23 protein-coding genes and 1 pseudogene are annotated in these 24162 nt (G+C 61.5%); 14 read left to right on the top strand and 10 right to left on the bottom strand.

Annotated features, from left to right (window positions below):
• The first annotated feature begins 278 nt into the window (after nt 1-278).
• The 3 genes from ACN0SD_RS09805 to ACN0SD_RS09795 all read left to right on the top strand — a co-directional run bounded on the left by ACN0SD_RS09805 (nt 279) and on the right by ACN0SD_RS09795 (nt 1629).
• Nucleotides 279-767, top strand: coding sequence for an RrF2 family transcriptional regulator (locus ACN0SD_RS09805; RefSeq protein ID WP_417808061.1), 489 nt, complete (start codon nt 279-281; stop codon nt 765-767).
• A 226-nt stretch (nt 768-993) separates the two neighbouring features.
• The gene (locus ACN0SD_RS09800) at nt 994-1128 is read left to right on the top strand and encodes a hypothetical protein (RefSeq protein ID WP_417808060.1); all 135 of its coding nucleotides are present in this window, start codon (nt 994-996) and stop codon (nt 1126-1128) included.
• Nucleotides 1129-1281: 153 nt separating this feature from the next.
• On the top strand, nt 1282-1629 hold the full coding sequence (locus ACN0SD_RS09795; protein WP_417808059.1) for a TfoX/Sxy family DNA transformation protein: 348 nt from the start codon (nt 1282-1284) through the stop codon (nt 1627-1629).
• On the opposite strand, the gene ndk is transcribed toward ACN0SD_RS09795, so the two are convergent.
• Nucleotides 1630-2052, bottom strand: coding sequence for a nucleoside-diphosphate kinase (gene ndk, locus ACN0SD_RS09790; RefSeq protein ID WP_417808058.1), 423 nt, complete (start codon nt 2050-2052; stop codon nt 1630-1632).
• 232 nt (nt 2053-2284) lie between these two features.
• Here ndk and ACN0SD_RS09785 point away from each other — a divergent pair, with 232 nt between their 5' ends.
• Complete coding sequence (locus ACN0SD_RS09785; RefSeq protein ID WP_417808057.1) at nt 2285-4183, top strand: ABC-F family ATP-binding cassette domain-containing protein; 1899 nt, start codon at nt 2285-2287, stop codon at nt 4181-4183.
• A gap of 184 nt (nt 4184-4367) precedes the next feature.
• Nucleotides 4368-5390 (top strand): Fe(3+) ABC transporter substrate-binding protein, encoded by a 1023-nt coding sequence (locus ACN0SD_RS09780; RefSeq protein WP_417808056.1) that lies wholly within the window; start codon nt 4368-4370, stop codon nt 5388-5390.
• Nucleotides 5391-5396: 6 nt separating this feature from the next.
• Here the strand turns inward: ACN0SD_RS09780 and ACN0SD_RS09775 are convergent, their stop codons facing one another.
• Entirely contained in the window at nt 5397-6173 is a 777-nt protein-coding gene (locus ACN0SD_RS09775; RefSeq protein ID WP_417808055.1) for a hypothetical protein, read from the bottom strand.
• Between the two features lie 140 nt (nt 6174-6313).
• On the opposite strand from ACN0SD_RS09775, the gene ACN0SD_RS09770 reads away from it, so the two are divergent.
• Nucleotides 6314-7249: a nucleoside hydrolase gene (locus tag ACN0SD_RS09770; protein ID WP_417808054.1), complete on the top strand. Its 936-nt coding sequence runs from the start codon at nt 6314-6316 to the stop codon at nt 7247-7249.
• A 17-nt stretch (nt 7250-7266) separates the two neighbouring features.
• Here the strand turns inward: ACN0SD_RS09770 and ACN0SD_RS09765 are convergent, their stop codons facing one another.
• Complete coding sequence (locus tag ACN0SD_RS09765) at nt 7267-7629, bottom strand: hypothetical protein (protein ID WP_417808053.1); 363 nt, start codon at nt 7627-7629, stop codon at nt 7267-7269.
• 105 nt (nt 7630-7734) lie between these two features.
• Here ACN0SD_RS09765 and ACN0SD_RS09760 point away from each other — a divergent pair, with 105 nt between their 5' ends.
• The 4 genes from ACN0SD_RS09760 (at nt 7735) to eno (ending at nt 12220) form a co-directional block, all read left to right on the top strand.
• On the top strand, nt 7735-9165 hold the full coding sequence (locus tag ACN0SD_RS09760) for a protein adenylyltransferase SelO (RefSeq protein WP_417808052.1): 1431 nt from the start codon (nt 7735-7737) through the stop codon (nt 9163-9165).
• Between the two features lie 26 nt (nt 9166-9191).
• Nucleotides 9192-9908: an endonuclease/exonuclease/phosphatase family protein gene (locus ACN0SD_RS09755; protein ID WP_417808051.1), complete on the top strand. Its 717-nt coding sequence runs from the start codon at nt 9192-9194 to the stop codon at nt 9906-9908.
• Between the two features lie 65 nt (nt 9909-9973).
• Nucleotides 9974-10852 (top strand): DMT family transporter, encoded by an 879-nt coding sequence (locus tag ACN0SD_RS09750; protein WP_417808050.1) that lies wholly within the window; start codon nt 9974-9976, stop codon nt 10850-10852.
• 93 nt (nt 10853-10945) lie between these two features.
• Nucleotides 10946-12220, top strand: a complete 1275-nt coding sequence (gene eno, locus ACN0SD_RS09745; RefSeq protein WP_417808049.1) for a phosphopyruvate hydratase — start codon at nt 10946-10948, stop codon at nt 12218-12220.
• A 66-nt stretch (nt 12221-12286) separates the two neighbouring features.
• On the opposite strand, the gene ACN0SD_RS09740 is transcribed toward eno, so the two are convergent.
• Complete coding sequence (locus tag ACN0SD_RS09740) at nt 12287-13396, bottom strand: anhydro-N-acetylmuramic acid kinase (RefSeq protein ID WP_417808048.1); 1110 nt, start codon at nt 13394-13396, stop codon at nt 12287-12289.
• Between the two features lie 59 nt (nt 13397-13455).
• On the opposite strand from ACN0SD_RS09740, the gene tyrS reads away from it, so the two are divergent.
• Nucleotides 13456-14703, top strand: a complete 1248-nt coding sequence (gene tyrS, locus ACN0SD_RS09735) for a tyrosine--tRNA ligase (protein ID WP_417808047.1) — start codon at nt 13456-13458, stop codon at nt 14701-14703.
• Between the two features lie 33 nt (nt 14704-14736).
• On the opposite strand, the gene ACN0SD_RS09730 is transcribed toward tyrS, so the two are convergent.
• From ACN0SD_RS09730 to mprF, 6 genes are all read right to left on the bottom strand, one after another.
• A complete protein-coding gene (locus ACN0SD_RS09730) occupies nt 14737-15705 on the bottom strand; it encodes a GAF domain-containing protein (RefSeq protein WP_417808046.1) in 969 nt (322 codons plus the stop codon).
• 144 nt (nt 15706-15849) lie between these two features.
• Nucleotides 15850-16605 carry an RlmE family RNA methyltransferase gene (locus ACN0SD_RS09725; RefSeq protein WP_417808045.1) on the bottom strand — a complete coding sequence of 252 codons (756 nt, stop codon included), beginning with the start codon at nt 16603-16605 and terminating at the stop codon, nt 15850-15852.
• Nucleotides 16605-17747: a Ppx/GppA phosphatase family protein gene (locus ACN0SD_RS09720; RefSeq protein WP_417808044.1), complete on the bottom strand. Its 1143-nt coding sequence runs from the start codon at nt 17745-17747 to the stop codon at nt 16605-16607. Before ACN0SD_RS09720 ends, ACN0SD_RS09725 begins: the two co-directional genes overlap by 1 nt.
• A 131-nt stretch (nt 17748-17878) precedes the next feature.
• Nucleotides 17879-18724: a fumarylacetoacetate hydrolase family protein gene (locus tag ACN0SD_RS09715; RefSeq protein ID WP_417808043.1), complete on the bottom strand. Its 846-nt coding sequence runs from the start codon at nt 18722-18724 to the stop codon at nt 17879-17881.
• Between the two features lie 58 nt (nt 18725-18782).
• Nucleotides 18783-19106, bottom strand: a complete 324-nt coding sequence (locus tag ACN0SD_RS09710) for a YidH family protein (RefSeq protein WP_417808042.1) — start codon at nt 19104-19106, stop codon at nt 18783-18785.
• A complete protein-coding gene (mprF, locus tag ACN0SD_RS09705) occupies nt 19106-21772 on the bottom strand; it encodes a bifunctional lysylphosphatidylglycerol flippase/synthetase MprF (RefSeq protein WP_417808041.1) in 2667 nt (888 codons plus the stop codon). Before mprF ends, ACN0SD_RS09710 begins: the two co-directional genes overlap by 1 nt.
• 620 nt (nt 21773-22392) lie before the next feature.
• Here mprF and ACN0SD_RS09700 point away from each other — a divergent pair.
• The 3 genes and pseudogenes from ACN0SD_RS09700 to ACN0SD_RS09690 form a co-directional block, all read left to right on the top strand.
• On the top strand, nt 22393-23241 hold the full coding sequence (locus tag ACN0SD_RS09700) for a cbb3-type cytochrome c oxidase subunit I (protein WP_417808040.1): 849 nt from the start codon (nt 22393-22395) through the stop codon (nt 23239-23241).
• Between the two features lie 82 nt (nt 23242-23323).
• Nucleotides 23324-23728, top strand: coding sequence for a c-type cytochrome (locus ACN0SD_RS09695; protein ID WP_417808039.1), 405 nt, complete (start codon nt 23324-23326; stop codon nt 23726-23728).
• A gap of 11 nt (nt 23729-23739) precedes the next feature.
• Nucleotides 23740-24105, top strand: a pseudogene (locus ACN0SD_RS09690) (c-type cytochrome); the annotation flags it as partial.
• Nucleotides 24106-24162 lie beyond the last annotated feature (57 nt).

Genomic DNA, 24162 nt, shown 5'->3' with positions numbered 1-24162 from the left:
GGGGCGACCTTTGCCTAAGGGGTTCATATCTAAGGTAGGGCAGGTTGCACCAATAGCCCCCGGCCCTGCGACACCACGAAGTACGATTTGCGCGAGCCATGCAGGGCGGCCCGAAAACATATTCGAGACACTGCATGTATCGCATCACTCCCCGTGACGGGCGCTGACATAATGACGCATCTGTGATGCATTTTTTCGTGCGCGCGACATGACTCAAATCAAACAGTTCGCGCGAAATACCTCGTAAGAATGAAATCACCCAAGCCTCGGAGGCATAGATGCGGCTGACCACTCGAAGCAACCTCGCGATGCGTGTGCTGATGTTTTGTGCGGTAAATCCTGGCCAGATCGTGCGCAAACACGAGATCGCCGTAGCCTGCAATGCCTCGGAGAACCATCTTGCGCAGGTGGTAAACACGTTGGCCCAGACCGGGTTCATCAAGACCCATCGTGGGCGTTCTGGCGGTTTGGAACTTGCGCGCGCGCCGGCGAAAATCGGGGTTGGGGATGTGCTGCGCAGCTTTGAGGGGATTTTGCCCTTCGCCGAATGTTTTGACGCGGACACAAATACTTGCCCGCTATCGCAGGCCTGCTTGTTGCGCGAGGCGTTGATGGATGCGCTTGAGGCGTTCTATACCTCGCTTGACCGCAAGACGCTCGCCAATCTGGTCGAGGATAACGCGGCCCTTGAGGCGATTTTGCATATGGACGGGGGCAAGCGCGGGCGCATCTGTGCCGCAGGCGGCAAAGTAAATACAGCGTCCTAGCAAAGATCAGCGCACCCCAAACACCGTGCCACAAAAAAGCCCGAATCATCGGCCTTCAGCGCGTTTCGTGTCGCTCGCGTCACAGTTTCTTAACGCGCGATCACGCGAATGCGCTCAAAATTCAGTTTTTCTTGACCCCCCCTTTAAACGGCCCAAGCCTCAGCCTAATTGTCGCACTATAAGCGGGACTCACCCCGCAAACGCGACTCATGATGAGGCAAGTGTCATGCAACAGCAATCGGGCGGCCAATCTGGCCAACAACAACAGGGCGGATCGCCCCGTCCCAGCCAGCAACAGGGCCAAAGCGGCGGCGCGCAGCAGCAGGGCGGCACCGTCTTCAAAGACTGGGCGTCGATCTAGCATCGCCTTGGCGACGCGCCCTCACGGGGGCGCGAGTCGCCTGCCCTGACAGGCGCTATTTTTCGCAATATTGCGCCGATTTCCAGATCGACTTGCGCAATCTTGCGCCCCGCGCCAATCTGACCCCCAATCGCGATTTCGTGTAGGTGTCAGATGAGTGACGAGATCACCTCGATTTCCGGTCTTGGCCCGGCCAGTGCGCAGGGCTTTGCCCGTGCTGGCATCACCAGCGCGCGGCAGTTGCGTGCGCTTGGCGCCCATGAGGCCTATCGCGCATGGTTAACGGCGGGCAACTTCGCGCATTTCATTGGCTATTATGCGCTGCATATGTCGCTGCAAGGCCGCCCGTGGAATGATTGTCGCGGCAGCGAAAAAGCAAACTTGCGCAAATCATTCGATGCGCTTTGTGCCGAGGTGAAAGCCGCCCTTCCCCCAACAGACAAAGGCCGCACCCAACTGGATGCGGCCCTTGATGAGATCGGTTTGCGTGAAAAACGCTGATTAGCCGACGATTTCGAGACCCGAGAAGAAGAAAGCGATTTCTTCTGCAGCGGTTTCGGGCGCGTCTGAGCCGTGCACCGAGTTCTCACCAACCGACAGGGCGAATTCCTTGCGGATCGTGCCGTCTTCGGCATCGGCGGGGTTGGTCGCGCCCATCACTTCGCGGTTTTTCAAGATCGCGCCTTCGCCCTCAAGCACCTGCACGACGACCGGCTCGGAGACCATGAACTCGCACAGTTCGCCATAAAACGGGCGCTCTTTGTGGACTGCGTAGAATTGACCGGCCTGCTCCATCGTCATCTGGATGCGTTTTTGTGCGACGATGCGCAGACCCGCTTCCTCAAATTTGGCGTTGATCTTGCCGGTGAGGTTGCGCTTGGTTGCGTCGGGCTTGATGATGCTGAACGTGCGTTCGATGGCCATGTGAGACCCTTTCTTTCATGCTTCGTGGCCGGTCGATCCGGTCCTGAATATCACGCGCCTGCTAGCATGCAGGGCGAGGCTTGAAAAGCCCTCACGCGCCAGTCGCGCCCCGATATGGCACAGCTTCGTTGCAACTTTATGAAGGTGCCCGCGCCTTTTATGCGCAACAATTTCATCCCCATTCGCGCAGCGCCGATTGACGCGCCCGCCCGCCTGCTGCAAGGGAGGGCGCATGTTGCGCATCACAGATATATCCTATTCGATCGAAGGCCGCCCGCTGTTTGCCGGCGCCTCTGCCACCATACCCGAGGGCCATAAGGTCGGCCTTGTCGGCCCAAATGGCGCGGGCAAAACCACGCTGTTTCGCCTGATCCGGGGCGAGTTGACGCTGGATGGCGGGGAAATCACCCTGCCTTCACGCGCCAAAGTCGGCGGTGTGGCGCAGGAAGTGCCGTCGTCTTCGACCTCGCTGCTCGATACGGTTCTGGCGGCCGATGAGGAACGCGCAAGCCTGCTCGCGGAATCCGAAATCGCCACCGACGCCCATCGCATCGCCGACATTCAGACCCGACTGGTGGATATCGACGCGTGGTCGGGCGAGGCGCGCGCCAGCTCGATCTTGCGCGGTCTGGGTTTTGACAACGAGGACCAAGCCCGCCCCTGTTCCGATTTCTCGGGCGGCTGGCGGATGCGCGTGGCGCTGGCGGGGGTGCTGTTTGCCCAGCCCGATTTGTTGCTGCTGGACGAACCGACGAACTATCTTGATCTTGAGGGCGCACTGTGGCTGGAGCAATATCTGGCCCGCTATCCCCACACCGTGATCGTGATTTCGCACGACCGCGATTTGCTCAACCGCGCTGTCGGCGCGATCCTGCATCTCGAAGAGCGCCAGTTGACGCTGTATCAGGGCGGCTATGACACGTTTGCGCGCACCCGTGCGCTGCGCCGCGAGGCTCAAGCCGCGCAGGCCAAGAAACAAGACACGCGGCGCGCCCATCTGCAAAGCTTCGTGGATCGCTTTCGCGCCAAGGCCAGCAAGGCCAAGCAGGCCCAAGCCCGCGTGAAGATGCTCGAAAAGATGGTGCCGATCACCGCCCCCGAGGAGGCGGCGCAACAGGTCTTCACCTTCCCCGAACCCGAACAGCTCAGCCCGCCGATCATCACGATGGAGGGCGCAGCTGTCGGTTATGGCGGCCCCGCGATCCTGAAACGACTGGATCTGCGCATCGATCAGGACGACCGCATCGCGCTGCTCGGGCGCAACGGCGAGGGCAAATCAACGCTGTCGAAGTTCCTGGCCGATAAGCTGGCCGCGATGGAGGGCAAGATCACCCGTTCCTCCAAGCTGCGCATCGGCTATTTCGCCCAGCATCAGGTGGACGAGTTGCATCTGGATGAAACGCCTTTGCAGCACCTGCGCAGCCAACGCCCCGATGAGGCGCAGGCAAAGCTGCGCGCGCGGCTGGCCGGGTTTGGCCTGCGCGCCGATCAGGCGGAAACGGCTGTGGGCAAGCTGTCGGGCGGACAAAAGGCGCGCCTCTCGCTGCTGCTGGCAACGCTTGATGCGCCCCATCTGCTGATTTTGGACGAGCCGACCAACCACCTTGATATCGAAAGCCGCGAGGCGCTGGTTTCGGCGCTGACCGAATATTCCGGCGCGGTGATTTTGGTCAGCCATGACATGCACTTGCTTAGCTTGGTGGCCGACCGCCTTTGGCTGGTCAAAGATGGCGGCGTCGCACCCTATAGCGGTGATCTTGACAGCTATCGCGCCGAATTGCTGGCCCCAGCCGCCCCGGCGGGCAAGCAAAAACCGGCCAAACCGGCCAAGCAGGCGAAAAAAACCGCGCCCGCTGCACCTGCCACGCCAAGCGCGCCTAAACCTGCACGCGACGCGCGCCAGAACCTGAAAAAGGCGCTGCGCGAAAGCGAGGTGCGCGTGGCCAAGCTGGCGGAGATGATGGAAAAGCTGGATGCGATCATGGCCGATCCCAAGCTCTACTCCGCCGCGCGCGCTGCCGAGGCAGAGCGTTGGTCGAAGAAACATGCCGAGCTGCGCACCGCGATGACCCGCGCCGAAAGCTTGTGGCTCGAAGCGCTTGAAAACTTCGAGGCGGTTGAAAAGGGCTGATCGCCAGCAAGGGCGCGACCATTCCACCGCGTCTTAGGAACTGCATTGCAAAACGCCCGGTTCGCAAATGCGCCGGGCGTTTTTTTTTCGATCCAAAATTAATTTCTGATTATTTCACTCAACTATTGACGGGCTCGTGATCGCCTTTTACCTCTGGCCGCGAACCGCGTGACAGGAGAGAGACATGAAAACGCCCCTACCCCTGACTTTGGCCCAAACTTTGACCCTACCTTTGGCCACCCTGATTGCCAGCCCCGCGCTGGCCGATGTGAACGTCTATTCGCATCGCCAACCCGAGCTGATCGCCCCGCTTTTTGACGCCTTCACCGCGCAAACCGGCATCAAAGTGAACACCGCCTTCGTCGACAAAGGCATGCTGGAACGCCTACGCGCCGAGGGCAAACGCAGCCCCGCCGATCTGGTGCTGACGGTCGATATCGCGCGCATCGAAGAGGTCGTGGCTGCAGGAGTGACTCAGCCCGTTGATGACCCCGCCCTAATCGCTGCGATCCCGGCCAATCTGCGCGATCCGGGCAACCAATGGTTCGCGCTTAGCACGCGGGCGCGCATCGTCTATGCCTCGAAAGATCGCGTCGCACCGGGCGAAGTCACCACCTACGAAGATCTCGCCGATCCGAAATGGAAGGGCCGGATCTGCACCCGCTCGTTCACCAGCGATTATAACGTGGCGCTCACCGCGGCCTATCTAGCCCATCACGGCAAGGCCGAAACCAAGACGTGGCTAGAGGGTCTCAAGGCCAATCTTGCCAAGCGACCTGAGGGCAATGACCGCAGTCAGGTCAAGTCAATCTGGGCGGGCGAATGTGACATCTCGCTGGGCAACACCTATTACATGGGCCAGATGCTGGCCGATCCCGAACAGCACGAATGGGCCAATGCGGTGCGCCTTGACTTCCCGGTATTTGAGGGCGGCGGCACGCATGTCAACATCTCGGGTGTGGCAATGACCCAAGCCGCGCCGAACAAGGCCGAGGCGTTGAAATTGATGGAGTTTCTGGTCTCGGATGCGGCGCAGGAAATCTATGCCGAGACCAATCACGAATTTCCGGTCAAGCCCGGTGTGAAACGCTCGGATCTGGTGGCAAGCTGGGGAGATCTGACCCCTGACACCCTGCCGCTTGACGAGATCGCGCAGCTGCGCCCTGCCGCCCTCAAGCTGATTGATCAGGTCGATATCGACGGCTAACGCGCGTTATTGCGCAGCGATTGCAAAATCCAGATCGGCGCCGATGCGCGTGTGCGCCATCGCGGCGATCTGGTCCAAATCGCGCGTGTAGCGTTGGCGCAGTTTCATCGCGTCCAGCACGTCAAACCCGGCCAGCGGCGCGCCTTGGGGTTGGTGTGCATGAAACTTGCTGAGGCGGTGCATCTGATGCGGTGCCAGCGTGACATTGGCACGGTGCAGGCGTTGAAGCATCGCAATTTCGCTATCGGAGTGATCTGGCAGAGCGGGCGTGCGCGCATCAAGGCGCGCGCCGGGAACGAGGGCGGCCAGCGCCTCATCGACAAGAACGGGCGCGGGCAGCACAACGATCTCTTGCGGCTGTAGCGCGGCATGCAGATCCTCGATCACCTGCGCCCAACCGCGCGGCCGATCCACCAACCGCGCGGTCGCCCCTGCAAAGGGGTGGAGCGCGCGCGTCACGGCCAGATGGCGCCACATCATCGGGTAATACTGATCGTAAGGCAGCGTCTGGATCACGATACGGCCAATCGGCGCCTTCAAGCGCTGCGCAAACCGCGTGGCCCGCGCACGCGCATCGCCAAAGAAGTGAAATAACCCGCATTCCGCTTGACCGATCAAAGCGGCGTCGAGATGAATCTGACCGCCGCGATGGGGCCCCAGAACGGCCACGCCATAGCCTGCCTTGGCCAGCGCGTCCTGCCCGCTGGCAAGCGTGCGTGCGACATGCGCCCCGAGCACGCCCGAGGCGGGAGATGCGATGAAAAGGTGATGGCGATGGGTCATGCTCTGCCTCCGGTTATTCTGGTTGGCTTCAGAATTAGTGGCGTAATATGGCAAAAACACGCCCGATTGAGGTTGCTTTCACGGCGCATGGACAATGCCCGCGCCCTGTCTCATCTTGGCGCGATAACGAGAGGTCAAACATGACGCGCAAGATCATTATCGACACCGATCCGGGCCAGGACGACGCGGTCGCCATCCTGCTGGCGCTGGCAAGTCCCGAGCTGGAGGTGATGGGCATAACCTGCGTGGCGGGCAATGTGCCGCTGGCGCTGACAGCGCTTAATGCGCGCAAGGTCTGCGAGTTGGCCGGGCGCGCCGATATGCGCGTCTTTGCCGGCTGTGATCGCCCAATGGCGCGCGCGCTGGTCACCGCCGAGAACGTGCATGGTAAAAGCGGGCTGGACGGGATCGAACTGCCTGATCCCAAGATGGCTTTGCAAGATCAGCACGCCGTCGATTTCCTGATCGAGACGCTGCGCGAGGCCCCCGCTGGCACGGTGACATTGTGCCCGCTTGGGCCGCTCACTAATATCGCCACGGCCTTTGAACGTGCGCCTGATATCAAGGATCGCGTGGCGGAAATCGTGCTAATGGGCGGGGCCTATTTCGAGGTCGGAAACACCACGCCCGCAGCAGAATTCAACATTCATGTCGACCCGCAAGCTGCTGATATTGTGTTTAAATCAGAAGCTCCGATAGTGGCAATGCCGCTGGATGTCACGCATAAGGCGCTGACCTCGCGCGCCCGTGTCGAGGCGTTTCGCGCGATGGGAACGCAGGTGGGTCATGCTGTGGCAAGCTGGACCGATTTCTTCGAGCGGTTCGATATGGCGAAATACGGCTCTGAAGGCGCGCCGCTGCACGACCCTTGCGTGATCGCTTATCTTTTGGCCCCCGATCTGTTCACCGGCCGTCATATCAATGTCGAGATCGAAACGCAGTCTGAGCTGACGATGGGCATGACGGTGGCCGATTGGTGGCGTGTCACTGATCGTGCGCCCAATGCGCTGTTCATCGGCGACATCGACGCGGCGGGGTTTTACGCGCTGCTGATAGACCGCATCGCGCGGCTGTGAGGGCGCGGCGTGCTCGCTTAGGTGCGATGCACCATGATGATCACAGTGGCCCGCTCGGCGAAATCGGCATGCGGGGCGGCCTCTTTCAGGTCTTGGCGCGCTTGATTGCGCGCCTTGGCGGGCAGCGTTGCCAGCAAAGATTGCGTCACGGGGCCGTCAAAATCTTCAGCCCGCATCCCCGCCTCATTCTTGATGATCCACGTTTTAACGATGCCGCGCTTGTGGCTATAAGCGGCGTTCTCGGCGCCTGTCGCAATAGCGCGGATCGGCAATGTTAGCGGATTGCCGACATGGTTCGCCTCGGTGCAGGCTGTCAGGATCAGCGCCACAAGAACAGGCGGCGCGATATGGCAAACAGATTTGAGCGGATGACCGGACATGCGCCGATCCTAGCACGCCTCCGCAACGCGTCGATAGCTCAGTCGCACCAAAGAAGGGATTGGGATCGCGCTGCTTGCAACCTATATCTGGGGAAAGGAGCGCGCATGACCCCGACTTTCGACAATAGCTATGCCCGGTTACCAGCCGGGTTCTTTGAGCTCCAGCCAGTAGACCCGGTGCCTGACGCCGCCTTGGTCGCGCTGAACCGCGATCTGGCGGCGCGTCTGGGGCTGAATAGCGATTGGCTTGCCAGCCCTGCGGGTGTCGCAATGCTGGCGGGCAATGCGATGCCCGAGGGTGGCGAACCGATTGCGCAGGCTTATGCGGGCCATCAGTTTGGCGGCTTCGTGCCCCGTCTGGGCGACGGGCGTGCGGTGTTGTTGGGCGAGGTTCTTGCCCCCGACGGCGCGCGCTTTGATCTGGCGCTCAAGGGATCGGGGCGCACGGCGTTTTCGCGTGGGCGCTCGGATGGGCGTGCGTGGATCGGGCCGGTCCTGCGCGAATATGCGCTATCCGAGGCGATGGCCGCACTTGGCGTGCCAACCACGCGCGCGCTGGCTGCCGTCACCACGGGCGCCACCGTGTCGCGCGATGGCTGGCAGCGTCCCGGCGCAATTCTAACGCGTGTGGCGGCGAGCCATATGCGCGTCGGCACGTTTCAGTATTTCGCCGCTCGCGGCAACACGGATGCTTTAGAAACGCTGTGTAACTATGCGATATCACGACATTATCCAAGCGCAGACGGACCGCTTGGCTTGCTGCGCGCAGTCGCGATAGCACAAGGTGAGTTGATCGCGGCGTGGATGTCATTTGGGTTCGTGCATGGCGTGATGAACACCGACAATATGGCGATCTCGGGCGAGACGATTGACTACGGACCTTGCGCCTTTTTAGATGAATACCATCCGCGCAAGGTATTTTCCTCAATCGACCAGTTCGGCCGCTATGCCTTTGGCCAGCAACCCCAAATCGCGATCTGGAATCTGGCGCAACTTGCGACCAGCCTACTGCCACTGATGGGGGAAAAGGACGCCGCGATTGAGGCCGCCAGCGGTGCCGTTGACAGCTTTATCCCGGTCTATCAGGCCGCTTGGCTGCGGCGGTTCGGGGCGAAAATCGGGCTGGCCGAGCCAACCGAAGACGACCTGCCGCTGATCCATTCCCTGCTGGAACGCATGGCAACTGAACAAGCAGATTTCACGCGTGTTTTCAGTGCATTGCGGCGTGATCCTGATGCCGCACGCGCGGAGTTCACCGAAAGCCTTGCCTTTGATCAATGGGCCGAGGACTGGCGCGCGCGCTTGCAAGCCGAGGCGGACCCGAGCACCGTGATGGCGCGCGCCAACCCGCTGCGCATCGCGCGCAATCATCAGGTGGAGGCGATGATCGAGGCAGCCTTGGCAGGCGATTACGCACCGTTTTACGAGTTGAACGCCGCCCTCGCGGACCCGTTCACCGAGGACGCGCGTTACTCTGGATACGAGACCGCCCCGCGCCCCGCTGAGCGGGTCTCACAAACCTTCTGTGGAACATGAACTTCATACTGTAAAGCATTGATATTATGACACTTCGAATCGCCTCATACAATCTGCACAAATGCGTGGGCTCGGATGGGCGGCGCGATCCTGAGCGCATCATCGCCGTGATCAATGCCCTGCAAGCCGATGTGATTGCACTGCAGGAGGTGGATCGCCGTATGGGCACGCGCCCCGCGGCGCTGGCGCAAAAGCTGATCGAGGCCGAGACCGATTTCGAGCGCCATGACATGCCCCGCACCGGGCCGGACAGCCTTGGCTGGCATGGTCAGGTCGTGCTGGTGCGGCGCGGCACGCGGGTGCTCGGGGTCGAGGCCATCACCCTGCCCGGCCTAGAGCCACGCGGCGCGCTGGCTGTGAAAATCGCGCCCGATAGTGGCGGGCCATTTACGCTGGTGGGGGCGCATCTGGGATTGCGGCGCACGGACCGGCGCGCGCAGTGGACGCGTATTGCGCAACTGATGCGGGACGCGCACCCTCATCCCGCACTCGCGATTGGCGATTTCAACGAATGGCGAAACGAGCGCGGCTTTGAGACGCTGACGGGTTTTCACGTGCACGCCCCCGGCGCGAGCTATCCGGCGCGCGCACCGTTCGGCCGACTGGACCGGGTCGTGACAGCACCGGGCTTGCGCGTGGTGCGTACGGGCGTGTTGGATACGCCACTGGCGCGGGTGGCCTCGGATCATCTGCCGATTTGGGCAGATATCGGGGGCATCGTGGCGCGCGCGCAGCCGATCTAGCCGCTCTTGCCCCGCGCCGCCTGCCCCGATAAGGCTGCAATACATCCCCGTTCTCCGAGAGCCGCATGGATCCGAGCCGCGAAAATTTCCAAGGCAGTTTGTTGATGGTCGCCGCAATGGCGGGCTTTGCGCTGGAGGATATGTTCGTCAAAGCGATGGGGGAACGTCTGCCGGTAGGCGAGGTGCTCATGCTACTCGGCGTCGGCGGCGCGTTCCTGTTTGGCGCAGTTGCGCTATGGCGGCGCGATCGACTGATTTCGCGCGATCTGCTGGCGGGGTCCGTCCTGCTGCGCAATGGCGGTGAAATTCTTGGCACCGTCTGTTTTGTCGCTGCGGTAATTTTCACCCCCCTCGCGCAGGCCTCGGCGATTTTGCAAGCCACGCCACTTGCCGTCACCTTGGGCGCTGCGCTGTTCTTTGGCGAGGCAGTGGGCTGGCGGCGTTGGTCGGCGATCTGGGTCGGCTTTCTTGGCGTGCTGATCGTGATCCGCCCCGGCACCGAAGGGTTCTCGATGCTGTCGCTGCTGCCTGTCGTCGCCGTCGTGGGGCTGGCCGCGCGCGATCTGGCCACGCGCAAAGTGCCCCGGGCAATCACCTCGATGCAGCTTGCGACCTACGGGTTTGGCGTGGTTGTGCCCGCAGGCGCGGTGATCCAGGCGCTCAGCCCCGCGCCAATGCTGATGCCAAGCACGGCAGAATGGGCAATGATCGCGGGCGCGCTGGTTGTCGGGCCGCTTGGCTATTACGCGCTAATCCTCGCGATGCGGATCGGTGAGGTTTCCGTCATCACCCCGTTTCGCTATTCGCGCTTGATTTTCGCCGTCCTGATCGGCTGGAGCGTATTTTCCGAGCCGCCAGATCGCTGGACCCTGATCGGCGGCGCGGTGATCGTTGGGTCGGGACTTTATACGCTGTGGCGCCAAGCCCGGTTGCGCCGCGCCTAAGAGCCACGCAAATTTCATGCGTCGTGCCCTTTTCGTGCGCCCCTGAGCGGGCTATAGATTTTGCAGCCTTAATTTACCCATAAGGGGAGCGCCATGAGCACCATCATCGACATCCACGCCCGCGAAATTCTGGACAGCCGGGGCAACCCCACCATTGAGGTCGACGTGATCCTCGAAGACGGTACGCTGGGGCGCGCAGCCGTTCCCTCAGGCGCCTCGACGGGCGCGCATGAGGCGCATGAGCGCCGCGATGGCGACAAGTCCCGCTATTTCGGCAAGGGCGTGCTTGAGGCGGTGATGGCCGTCAATGGCGAGATTGCCGAGGCGCTGGTGGGCGAGGATTCCACCGAGCAGGTCGAAATCGACCGCGCGATGATCGAACTCGATGGCACCGACAATAAGGGCCGTCTGGGCGCAAACGCGATCCTCGGCGTCTCGCTGGCCGTGGCCAAGGCCGCTGCCGACACCTCGGCCCTGCCGCTTTATCGCTATGTGGGCGGCACCTCGGCGCGCATCCTGCCGGTTCCGATGATGAACATCATCAATGGTGGCGAGCATGCCGACAACCCGATCGACATTCAGGAATTCATGATCATGCCGGTCAGCGCGGGCAATATCCGCGACGCGGTGCGCATGGGCTCGGAAGTGTTCCACACCCTGAAAAAGGAACTTTCGGCCGCTGGCCTGAACACCGGGCTTGGCGATGAGGGCGGCTTTGCGCCGGAACTCAGCTCGACCACGGCGGCGCTGGATCTGATCCTGAAATCCATTGAAAAAGCAGGCTATAAACCGGGCGAGGATATTTATCTTGCGATGGATTGCGCCTCGACCGAATATTACAAGAACGGCAAATACGAGATGACGGGCGAGGGTCTGAGCCTGACATCCGAGGAAAACGTCGACTACCTTGAAAAGCTGCTGGGCGCCTATCCGATCATCTCGATCGAAGATGGCATGGCCGAAGATGACTGGGCGGGCTGGAAGCTGCTGACCGAGCGTCTGGGCGACAAGGTGCAACTGGTGGGCGACGATCTGTTCGTGACCAACCCTGTGCGTCTGGCCGATGGCATCAAGCAAGGCGTGGCGAACTCGATGCTGGTCAAGGTCAACCAGATCGGCACCCTGACCGAGACGCTGCAAGCCGTCGATATGGCCCATCGCGCGGGCTATACCAACGTGATGAGCCACCGCTCGGGCGAGACCGAGGACTCCACCATCGCCGATCTGGCCGTGGCGACGAATTGCGGCCAGATCAAGACCGGCTCGCTCGCGCGCTCGGACCGGTTGGCAAAATATAACCAGTTGATCCGTATTGAAGAGATGCTGGGCGAAACCGCTGAATATGCAGGCCGCTCAATCCTGAAATAAGGATTTCATCTAGCCCAAAAATACTCCCGCCGGAGGCACCCGCCTCTGGCGGGTTGCTTTTTCCTGCTAGCCGGGCCGGGAAATCTTACCGCCCCCGATCAGCGCCCCGACCCCGGTGGTCGACGGTCCCGAGGTCGCCAACCCGCGCGCCACACGCACCGCCAGATAGGCGAATGCCTGCGCCTCCAGCATGTCGCCATCCAAGCCGATATCCTCAATCGGCTGCACGGGGATGTTCATGCGCGATTGCAGCGCCACCATAAGCGCCGCATTCAGCCGACCGCCGCCGGTGACATAGATCGCCTGGGGCGGGATCGGGTAATGCTCGCCCCCGCGCGCCACGGCAGCAGCGGCACAGGCGGTCAGGGTGGCGGCAGCGTCTGCATCGTTCAAATCGGAAACGCGCGACAGCATGTCATGAAAGTCGTTGCGGTCTAGCGACTTGGGTGGCATGCGCAGGAAATAGGGATGGTTAAGAAAGTCTTGCAGCGCCGCCTCATCGACGCGGCCCTCTAACGCCAGCGCGCCGCCTTCATCCTGATCGAGCTTGCGCCGCATCCGCATCAAATCATTGATCGGCGCATTGGCGGGGCCAGTGTCAAAGGCCAGCACCGCACCGGGCACTTCGGGTCCCGGCTGGCGCGGATCGACCCAAGTGATATTGCCCACCCCGCCGAGATTGAGAAACACCGCAGGCCCCGTCAGCCCGGCATATTTCGCGCAGGCAAAATGGAAGAACGGCGCAAGCGGCGCGCCCTGCCCGCCCATCTCAACATCGGCAGAGCGGAAATCCCAGACCACCGGACGCCCCAGCACCTCGGCCAGAACCGAGCCATCGCCCGCTTGATGCGTGCGGCGCGGGCCGTGGCGACCATCGGGATCATGCGCCAAGGTCTGGCCGTGAAAGCCGATAAGATGCGCCTCGCCCAGCCCCGACAGAATTTCGGCATGCGCGGTTTCGACGACTTCGCAGGCCTCGCTAACGCCCTCTTCCTCGGGCCAGCGCCCCAAAGCAGCATGCAAGACCTGCCGTTCGCTGTCGGAATAGGGGCGATAGTCAGAGCGGCCAAAATCCAATATCCGCTCGCCATTACTTAACACCAGCGCGGCATCCACCCCGTCCAGTGACGTTCCCGACATCGTGCCTGCCGCCCAGACTGGACCCGGTTTCAACATGGCTTCCCTCTCGCCGCCCTGCCCGATATACGCACGCTGTTAGGAAAGGAACAAGCACGATGACCTACCATCCAAAATCAGACTTCATGCGCGTGATGATCGAGCGGGGCTTTTTGGCCGATTGCACGGATTATCAAGGCCTTGACGAGGCTTTGGCCAAGGGTGTCGTGCCGGGTTATATCGGCTTTGACGCAACCGCTAAATCGCTGCATGTCGGCTCGCTGATCCAGATCATGATGCTGCGCTGGCTGCAAAAAACCGGCCACCAGCCGATCACCCTGATGGGCGGGGGCACCACCAAGGTGGGCGATCCGTCCTTTCGCGCCGATGAACGCCCTCTGCTGACGCCGGCCCAGATTGACGACAATATTGCGGGCATCAAGAAGGTGTTTGCGAAATACGTCGATTACGAGGGCGAGACGCCCGCGCTGATGCTGAACAATGCGGAATGGCTGGACGGGCTGAACTACCTCGATTTCCTGCGCGATATCGGGCGGCATTTCTCGGTCAACCGAATGCTATCCTTTGAATCGGTCAAGTCGCGGCTGGATCGCGAACAGTCGCTCAGCTTTCTTGAATTCAACTACATGATCCTGCAAGCCTATGATTTCCTTGAACTCAATCGCCGCTACGGCTGCCTGTTGCAGATGGGCGGGTCGGATCAATGGGGCAATATCGTCAACGGGATCGACTTGACGCGCCGGGTGCTTGACCATGAGATTTTCGGACTGACCTCGCCGCTCTTGACCACATCGGATGGCAAGAAGATGGGCAAAAGTCAGTCGGGCGCGATCTGGCTGAATGAAGACATGCTGTCGCCTTACGAGTTCTGGCAATTCTGGCGCAACACCACCGATGCGGATGTCGGGCGGTTCCTCAAACTTTACACCGAACTGCCGGTTGCAGAATGTGATCGCTTGGGCGGGCTGGAAGGGTCTGAAATCAACGACGCCAAGATTATCCTCGCCAATGAGGTCACTGCCCTGTGCCACGGCCGCGCCGCTGCCGAGGCCGCCGAGGCCACCGCGCGCGAAGTGTTTGAAAAGGGCGGCGTGGGCGATGACCTGCCGACCTTGACGCTAAGCGCCGATGAGCTGGGCGATGGCATTTCGCTGGCGCAACTGGTGGTGCGCTCGGGGCTTGCGAAATCGGGCAAGGATGGCAAGCGACTGATCGCAGAGGGCGGGCTGAAGGTAAATGACGAGGCTTGCTCGGATGCGGGCCGGATGTTCAGTGCCGCCGATCTGGGCGCGCCGGTGAAACTGTCTGCGGGCAAGAAACGCCACGCGCTGGTCAGCCTCGGCTGAACCGAAATGCCGTCCGGGCAAATCCGGGCGGCGCTACACGCCCAGTTGCAACGCCTTGGCCTTGCGATAAAAGGTCGCCCGCCCGATCCCAAGATCGCGCGCCGCTGCCGACACATTCCCTCCATTACGCGCCAAAGCCCGCGCCATCGCGGCACGCTGGGCCTCTTGCAGACCACCGCGCGCGCCTTGCCCGATCAGGTCATTGGCCGGCGTGGTGCCGATCTGCTCGGCAGAAATTCCCATGTATTTGCGCGCAGCGCGCGTCGCACCGACCACCAGATCGTCGCGATCAAGTGCCAGCAGCATCACCCCTTGCGCGGCATTCTCTCCCGGCCCCGCCGACAGGATGCGCGCACCTTGGAACGCGGCGCGAAACAGGTCGCCCTCGATACGTTGCGCGGCGTCTTGGGCGGTCAGCGCGACAAGGCTCGCGTAGCCCTCGGTCATGTCCTCGCGCGCGGAGCTGACATCAATCACCCCCGCCAGATCGCCCTGCGCCCCAAAGACCGGCGCGCCCATGCATGTCAGCCCGGTATTGCCCGCCAGAAAATGTTGATCGCGCCAAACCGTGACCGCGCGCCCCTCGGCCAGACAGGTTCCGATGCCATTTGTGCCCTGCGCGCCCTCGGACCAATCCGAACCGGGCGAAAGATTAGAGGAATGAAACGCCCCAACATCGCCCGCGTGAACACGCTCATCCAAGATCAGCCCGCCCGCGTCCGACAGCAAAACCGTGCAACCCGCATCACACGCCGCACGCGCCAGCCGGTCAAGCACGGGGGCCGCGATTTGCAACAACAGCCCCGAGGCTTCACGGCGCGCGCGCACCTCGGCCTCAGTCAGACGCGCGTCATGAGGCATTTCAGCGGGGTCGATTTTGTGATGGATCAGCGAGCGACGCCAACTGGCGGCAAAGCCCGCGCGCCCTGCCGCTTTGGGCGACGAGACGACTTCACGCACGATGTCGGCGTGCTGACGTTGCGATACATGATGTCGCGACATGCGAAAGCCTCCCCTCTTGCGCAAGTATAAGGCATGAGGTTAGCCCGATTCGGACCTTTCACAATGCGAATTCGGCGTGATTGAGGGGCGCACCTGTCTCACAATCGAGACAGAAGGGAATGCGCGCGGATCTTCGCTGATGGGTTATTCGTCTGCGTCCTCCGCTTGCGCACCTTCATGACGGCGCCCGCGAAACCCTTGTGCGACCACAAATTTCTCCGAGCTATTGGCGCGCGAAGCGGGCGGCTTCACATTTGCGACCTTGTCAAAATTCTTCTTTAGCGTGGTTAAAAGCACCTGTTCGGTGCCCCCGGCTAGCACTTTTGCAACAAAAGTGCCGCCCACCTCCAAAACGTCAAAGGCGAATTCAGCGGCGGCCTCGCACAAGATAATGATGCGCAAATGGTCGGTGTTTTGATGGCCCGAACTCGACGCGGCCATATCCGACATCACCACATCGGCTTTACCACCAAGCCATTCCTTGACCTTGTCATCCGCACCCTCGTCAAGAAAATCAAGCTGGTGGAATTCCGCGCCTGGAACATGGTCAACCTCTTGCAGATCGACGCCCAGCACAGTGCCCACGCGCTTGCCCGATTTCTCGCCCAACGCATTGACCCGCTTGACCGCGACCTGCAGCCAGCCACCGGGCGCACAGCCCAGATCGACCACCCGCGCGCCGGGCACAAGGAAGCGATATTTCTCGTCCAGTTCCAATATCTTATAGGCCGCGCGACCGCGATAGCCCTCTTTCTTGGCGCGCACGACATAGGGGTCATTGAGCTGGCGTTCAAGCCAAAGTGTCGAGGACAACTTGCGCCCCTTGGCGGTCTTAACGCGCACGCGCAGATCGCGCTCTCCGCGCCCGGAGGTGTTTTTGCCGCTCGGTGTCTTTGCCATTATTCCATCTCTTCCAACACGCCGTCCCCGGCCATCTGCGCGTATAACAGACCTTCGCGCAAACCGCGATCCGCAACACTCAACTGATCGGTCGGCCAGACCCGCATCAACGCCTGCAAAATCGCGGCCCCCGACATGATTAGCGTGTGGCGATCGCGCCCGATTCGCGGATCCGCACGCCGCCCCGCCGGACCAAGCGTCAGGAACGAGCGGATCACCGCATCAATCTGCGCCGAATTCATCATCAGCCCGTCGACGCGATTGCGATCATAGCGCTTTAGCCCAAGGTGACAGGCCGCAACCGTGGTCACCGTGCCGCTTGTGCCGATGATCTGAAACCCCTCTTGCGGGCTGCCCGACGCATAGGGCGTGAAATCGGCCAGCTTTTCCTCAAAAAACCAGCTCATCAAGGCAAAGCGCGCGGCGTCATCTTCAACGTCCGCGAACTGATCTTTCAACGTCGCCACCCCTAGCGGCACCGAGATCCAGTCAACCACGCGCGCGGCCGGAATCGGGCCGTCGGGTTGGTTAAACCCGTGCCCCAACCGCATAATTGCGCGCGCCCGGTCCCCCGGTGGCACGTCTTCAAGGTCGATCCAGACCAGCTCGGTCGAGCCACCTCCGATATCAACGACAAGCACCTGTTCGGATTTTGGGCTGACCAGCGAGGCGCAGGAAATGACGGCCAGTTGGGCCTCTTCCTCGGCGGCGATGATTTCCAGCGGCAGGCCAGTTTCGCGGCGCACATAGCGCATGAAATCGCGCGCATTCTTGGCGCGCCGACACGCCTCGGTCGCGACAAGGCGCATGCGTTTGACGCCATGGGCATCAATCTTGCGCCGACAAATCTGCAAGGCCTGCACCGTGCGCGCCATCGAGTTACGAGACAACCGGCCATAGGTTTCAAGACCTTGGCCTAGCTGGACGGCTTTTGAAAAGCTGTCCACGACCTGAAACTGCGCGCCCATGGGTCGGGCGATCAGCATCCGGCAACTGTTGGTGCCAAGATCGAGGGCAGCATAAAGCTCCCCCGCCTCGGCGGTCTGGGCCGCGGACTGCTCGACCAATGGCGGCTTTCCGGATTTACCGGAGCGTGCCGTTTTCGGGAGCGCGCCCGCCGACCGGGGACGCCTGGGCGCCATATCACGCCCTCCGATTTCAAGTTACCTTGAAGCTATCGTGTTGGGCTGCGCGCCACAAGGGAGCGTTACGCGGAAGTGATAGGAATTGGTGTGGGCAGGGCCGCAAGTTGCGCGCCCCGCCCTCTGCCTGCTTAGGTATCGGCCACAACCTCGGCGCGTTGCTGACCCAGCCCTTCGATTTCCAACTCGACGACATCGCCGGGGCGCAGGAAGCGCGGATTTTCCATGCCCATCGCGACGCCGGGCGGGGTTCCCGTCGAAATCACATCGCCCGGATGCAGCGTCATGAACTGCGACAGATAGCTCACCAGCTTGGCCACACCAAACACCATCGTCGCGGTGGAGCCATCCTGCATTACCTCGCCATTGACGCTGAGTTTCATCGACAGGTTTTGCGGATCGGCCACCTGATCGCGCGTCACAAGCCACGGTCCAAGCGGGCCAAAGCTGTCGCAGCTTTTGCCCTTGGTCCACTGCCCGGCGCGATCTTTTTGGAAACTGCGCTCGGAGACATCATTGGCCAGCACGAACCCTGCGACATGCTTCAGGGCGTCCGCCTCGCTGACATATTTCGCCGCCGTGCCGATAACGATGCCCAGCTCAATTTCCCAGTCCAGCGTCGCAGCGCCGCGCGGGATCACGATGGGATCGTTGGGGCCTTGGATCGCCGAGGTGGCTTTCATGAAGATCAACGGCTCGTCTGGCACTTTGGAGCCGGACTCGGCGGCGTGATCGGCGTAGTTCAAGCCGATGCAAATCATCTTGCCGGTGCCTGCAATCGGCGTGCCCATCCGCGTGCCTTGGGCCACTTCGGGCAACGTGCCCGGATCAAGCGCTGCAATCTCGGCAAGCCCCGCATCCGACAGCACCGCGCCGCCAATATCAGCCACCTTGCCCGACAGGTCGCGGATCACGCCCTGATCATCCAGCATGCCCGGTTTCTCGGCCCCTTTCGGGCCAAAGCGCAAAAGTTTCATCGCCTATCCTCCGTGATTTGGCACCATCAAGGCAGCGCGGGCACGTAAGTTCAAGGCCTTACAGAACATGGAGCACGAATATTCCCGTGAGCACGATCATCGCGATGGCCAGCGCCACCAAGACCACATCGGGCCAATTACGACTTAGCCCGTCCGGCTCTTCCTCGGCGTCAATGCGGCGGCGCAAAAGATGCATCCGAATAAACGCCAACGCCACAACAACGCCGCCCGCCCCGATCATCGCCAAATTGGTCCATTGCGGCACATTCGATCCGGTCAATTTCGCCGCTGTCAGCGCGACGCCGACCATCGCGATGGCCGTGCGCAACCACGCTAGAAAGGTGCGCTCGTTAGCGGCGTGATCTTTGAAATTCGGGATCATCAGCCCTTCTCCTTGCTCTCGCGACGCACCAAGCCGCGCACACCGCCCGAGATCAACACGTTCACCTCATACAGCACGCGCGGAACGGCCAGACCGCCGGGGCTGGCCAGATAATGGGGCGACCAGACCGGATCCCATTTCTCCTTGAAACTGCGCAGCCCCTCAAAGCTGTAGATGCGATCGCCATGCTCGTAGAGAAACCCGCCCAGCCGGTTCCAGACCGAGGCAAGGCGGTGGCTTTCAATCCCCGAAAACGGCGCATTGCCAAGGCGGAACCATTTGAACCCGTTTGCCTGCGCCCAAAGGATCATTTCGGTGAACAGGTGGTTCATTCCATGGCCCGGACAGCCCTCATCATAGCGCATCAAATCGATGCACAGCTCGCGGCCCTCTCCGTTTAGAAGATTGGCAAAGGCCACGATCCGCCCGTCTGGCGCGCGCAAGACGGCGCAGTCGAAATTGACGATGTAGTCATCGGTGAACGCGCCCAGCGCAAAGCTTTTCTCCTCGCCCTGCTTTTGCGCCAACCACGCATCGGATATCGCGCGCAACTCGGACAGATGCTCGGGCACCTGCGCGGCGGGGATAATCTCGAATTTGAACCCGTCGCGCGCGCCTTTGCTCAGCGCATAGCGGAAGTTCTTCTTTTTCGGACCATCCAGCGTGAACGTCTCAAGGTCGATGCGCGCGGTTTCCCCGATTTTGACAATCGACAGCCCCATATCAAGGAAGGTCGGCAAAAACCGCGGCGAGACGCCATAAAACGCACATAGCCGCCCGCTGCGATCGGCCTTTTCACGCAAGGCCCAGATCAGCGAGATCGCGGCCTCGTCCTCGCCCACCGGATCAGAGCGCGCAATCAACGCGCGCCCGGTATCGGCATAGGCGATGAAGGCGCGGTTTTCAGGGTCCAGCAGCACCTCTTTGTCGCCCATCAGCGTTAGTTGCGCCTCGGCGTCATCGGTTTTTGCCAAGATATCGCGCACCGCCTGCGGGATTTCCTGACGCGGGCGCAGCCGTTTGCGCGCGCTCAAGATCGAGCCAAGCGCGATGATCGCTAGCGCAACAGCCGCCCCCACCGTGGCGCGCAAGAACCGCGAGGCATTGCTTGTCCACGCGAACTGCCACCACAGCGCGTCGCGATATTCAACGTGTTTATAGGCAAAGAACCCGATCCATGTGATGGCCGCGACCAGCGCTGTGACCGACACGAACCAGCGCAGATCAAGGCGAAACACCGAGGCATCCTGCACCCGGTAGAAAGCTTGGCGAAACAAGATCAGCAGCCCACCCGAGATCGCGATGGTCAGCGCCTGCTCCCATTCCAGCCCCTTCACCAGCGAGGCGACGATACCCACGCCCAGCAGGATCAGCGCCATCACCCACGCCCGCGTCAGACGTTGATACAAACCCCGCGCCAGCACGATCAGCATCACGCCGGTCACGCTTGCGGTGAGGTGGGAAAACTCGACCACCGGTAGCGGCAACACATCGCGCAGCAGATCAAGACGCGACCCTTCAGCCGGAACCGAGCCCGACAGCATCAACAACACGCCCGACACCAGCGCCACACCCGCCGCCAGTGGCGGGATCAACGGACCCATTATCGCCAGCGCCAGATCGGCGGCATGATCAAGATGGTGGCGTTGCGCCCAAAGCCAGCCCGCCGCTAACCCCAGCGTCGCAATCACGAACGGATAAAGCGTGTAGATCACGCGATAGAGCACCAGTGCCGCCAGCAAATCAGGGCGCGCCCCCGCCCCGAGGCCCGCAATCACCGTGGCCTCGAACACGCCCAAGCCGCCCGGCGAATGACTGGCGATGCCAAGCCCGATTGCAGCCATGAAGATCACAAAGAAATAGGCGTAATTGCCCCCCAGATCGGGCGGCAGCAGCACCCAAAGCGTGAGCGAGGCAAACAGCAGATCAGCCATCCCCGCCAGCATCAACAAGCTGGCCGTCGAGGCGCGCGGCAAATCTGCCTCGATCCCGCGCCAACTGAGGTGACGCGCGCGCCGCCCCAGGAACACCATCAGCGCGCCCAGCCCCGCGATCAGCGCAACGCCCGTGGCCGTCTCAAGCCCCGGCGCAATCGGCAACACCGCCGACAGGCCCTTGGGGTGAAACACCATCAACAGGCCGAGCAGCGCGACAAGCCCGGTCCAAAATCCGCTCCATGAGGTGCCAAGCGCAAGGGCTGCGCGATGAAACGGCACGCCAGCGGCGACATAGGTGCGAAGGCGCACCGCCCCGCCCGTCAGGTAAGACACGCCCAGCAAGTTCGAGATCGCATAGCCCGCACCGCCAATTAGATAGGCCACACGCGGGGCCACAATCCCCGGCGCGACCGCCCCAAGCGAGATCACATCGTAAAACGCAATCGCCAGATAGCTGAGCGTGGTCGCGCCCAGCGCCAGCAGCAACGCCTTGGGACTGGCGGCTGAAATATCCGCGACGACCTTTTTGGGGCTGACATCGCCTGCGAGTTTATGCAGCACAAAAATCGCCACGCCCAGCACCAGCAGCGGCAGACCCAGCTTGATGATCGGATGCTCGGCCCAGCGTTGCAGCTTGGCAAAGGGCGCTGCGTCCGTGCGCGCCCCATCGTGCGGGGCGTCAACCGGATCGGTCCCGAATTCCTGCGTCATATAAATGTCCTCACTCACGCGGCCCGCACTCGTCGTGATAGCGCATTTTAAGCGCGGGTCAGGCGTTGCGATAGCGCTTTGCGCCTTCCTTGGTAAGGGTGATCGCGCGGGCTCCGCAATTTGTTAAGCGCGCAGAATCAGATCCGAGATTGCGCATTTAAATAATCGCCTCGTTGACGGCAAAGCACCGCCCCATGCCTCCGCGGGGCCAAACCCACATGTCATATGGCACGGCGATCAAGTTTCCTCACGCGTAAAGTGAGCCCCTTCTCACGGAAATATTGTGTCTTTGTCATCGGTTTCACCCCGCCTCCGCCGCGCGCAAAGACATATTTTGCGAGGAAAGAAACGCCAAACCCACAGCACCCGCATCCGTCCAACTAGCCCCAAGAAATACGCCGATCAACAAGACTTATCATCGCGTGAGGGGGAGTAGTCGCGCCGCCGTGAGCACGTCATCATTGCAACTATCGGGCCGCGTATGACCGCCGAGCCATCGCCATCAGATGCCTTTGTAGGGCCGGGAGATCCCAAATATATGCAAGCATCTGAATATGACGATGAGGCGAGACAGATCACGACCGCTTGCGTTGCTTGAAACTGAAAGACCGTAAACCGGGCAAGGGAGAACAGGGGCAATGACGCCACGATCAGCCTCAACCGACCGCGCCCAAGCCATGTCTGACACCGGAGCCAGCCCATGCAAATACCCGCCCCCGCTTGGCCTGTTGCTTGCGCTCAGCTTTATCGTCTCGCTTCTGGCGCTGACGGCATTGATCTGGGCCATCGCAAACAAACTGGTCCACACACCCGATCAAGACGACGCCCGTTCGATCTTTGCCCCCGGTGAGGGCGCGGAAATCGACAGCCCGTCCCTGCCCCACCATTTCGACACCGCGCGCAGCGGTATCGACAGATCCTCCTCGGGTCCGGTGATGTGGCTGATCGGGATGGGGGTGTTCTGGCTGATCGACGGCTCGATCCACGGCCTTGCGGCGTCGCTGGAATTGCACCTGCCCGACCTGATGAGCAACTCGGCGCACATGACCTTCGGGCGGATGCGCACGGTTCATTTGAACGCGGTCATCTACGGCTGGTCAAGCCAGGCCGGGCTGGCCGCGATCTTCTGGATCATCCCGCGGATTTTCCACACGCAACTGCGGTTGGGCTGGATGGTCAATCTGGGCACGACGATCTGGAATATCGGCGTGGCAGCGGGCGTGCTGGCGATTGCCAATGGCTGGACGGACGGGCTGGAATGGCTGGAAATCCCGTGGCAGATTGACATTGCACTGGCCATTGGCGCGGCCTGCTTCGTGGCTCCGCTGATCGCGACGACCCGCGCGCGCAAGGTGCATAACATCTACGTCTCAGGCTGGTATTTTCTGGCCTGCGTTTTGTGGTTCCCGATGCGGTTCATCATCGCCAATATCCCCGGCCTGCACTGGGGCGTAGAAGCAGAAATCTGCCCCCATCGCGCAGATTAAGGGCAAGCAAACTGGCCTGTTCACCCCGCCCGATGAACGCACCATCCCTAACAATGAATTCGGCGCCGCAGTGCGTCGCGGCATGGCGATCTTCAATCAAACCGGCACCAACGCGCATGAGTATGTGGGCAATGATCTGAGCTGCTCGAACTGCCACCTTGATTCAGGGCGTCAGGCCTATTCCGCACCAATGTGGGCGGCCTATCCGGTCAATCCGAAGTATCGTTCCAAGACTAAAATGGTGAACACCATGAAGGATCGCATCCACGGCTGCTTTACCTATTCGATGAATGCGCAAGGCTCGCCCTCGGATGGCCCGCCGCCTCGCGGATCGGATGTGTATCGCGATTTGCAGGCGTATTTCTTCTGGAAGTCCAAGGGCTTGCCCACTGACGTCAAGCCTGAGAGCGCAGGTTTCGGCAAGATCGACAAGCCCGCTAAAGACCCCTCGCGCGAGCGCGGCACGCAGTTCTTCGCCGCAAATTAGCGGTCTGTCATGGCGATGACGGGATGGGTCAGACCGATGCGAACGGCAAGCAAATCTTCCCGCCGCTCTGGGGACCGCACAGCTTTAACTGGGGCGCAGGGATGCACAAAGTCAGCTCCGCCGCCGCGTTCATCCAGCACAACATGCCGCTCTCGCAACCCGGCAAGCTGAACGCGCAAGACGTGTGGGACGTGGCCGCCTTTATCGACAGCAAGCCGCGCCCGAAAGACCCGCGTCAGAGTGACGGCATCTCGCTGCAAGAAGCCGATAAGAAATGGCACAAAAGCAGCGAGGATTACTACGGCGAGACGATGGACGGTGTGGTTTTGGGCACCGGCTATCCGAACCCGGAAAGTGCCAGCACGCAAAGCAACTAAGGCGTTGCAACAGGCATGGAACAACGCGCCCGGGGGAAACCTCGGGCGCGTTTCGCT

The sequence above is a fragment of the Thioclava sp. genome, from assembly GCF_048263065.1.
Taxonomy (GTDB): Bacteria; Pseudomonadota; Alphaproteobacteria; order Rhodobacterales; family Rhodobacteraceae; genus Thioclava.
This window is presented reverse-complemented; position numbering and strand designations above follow the sequence as displayed.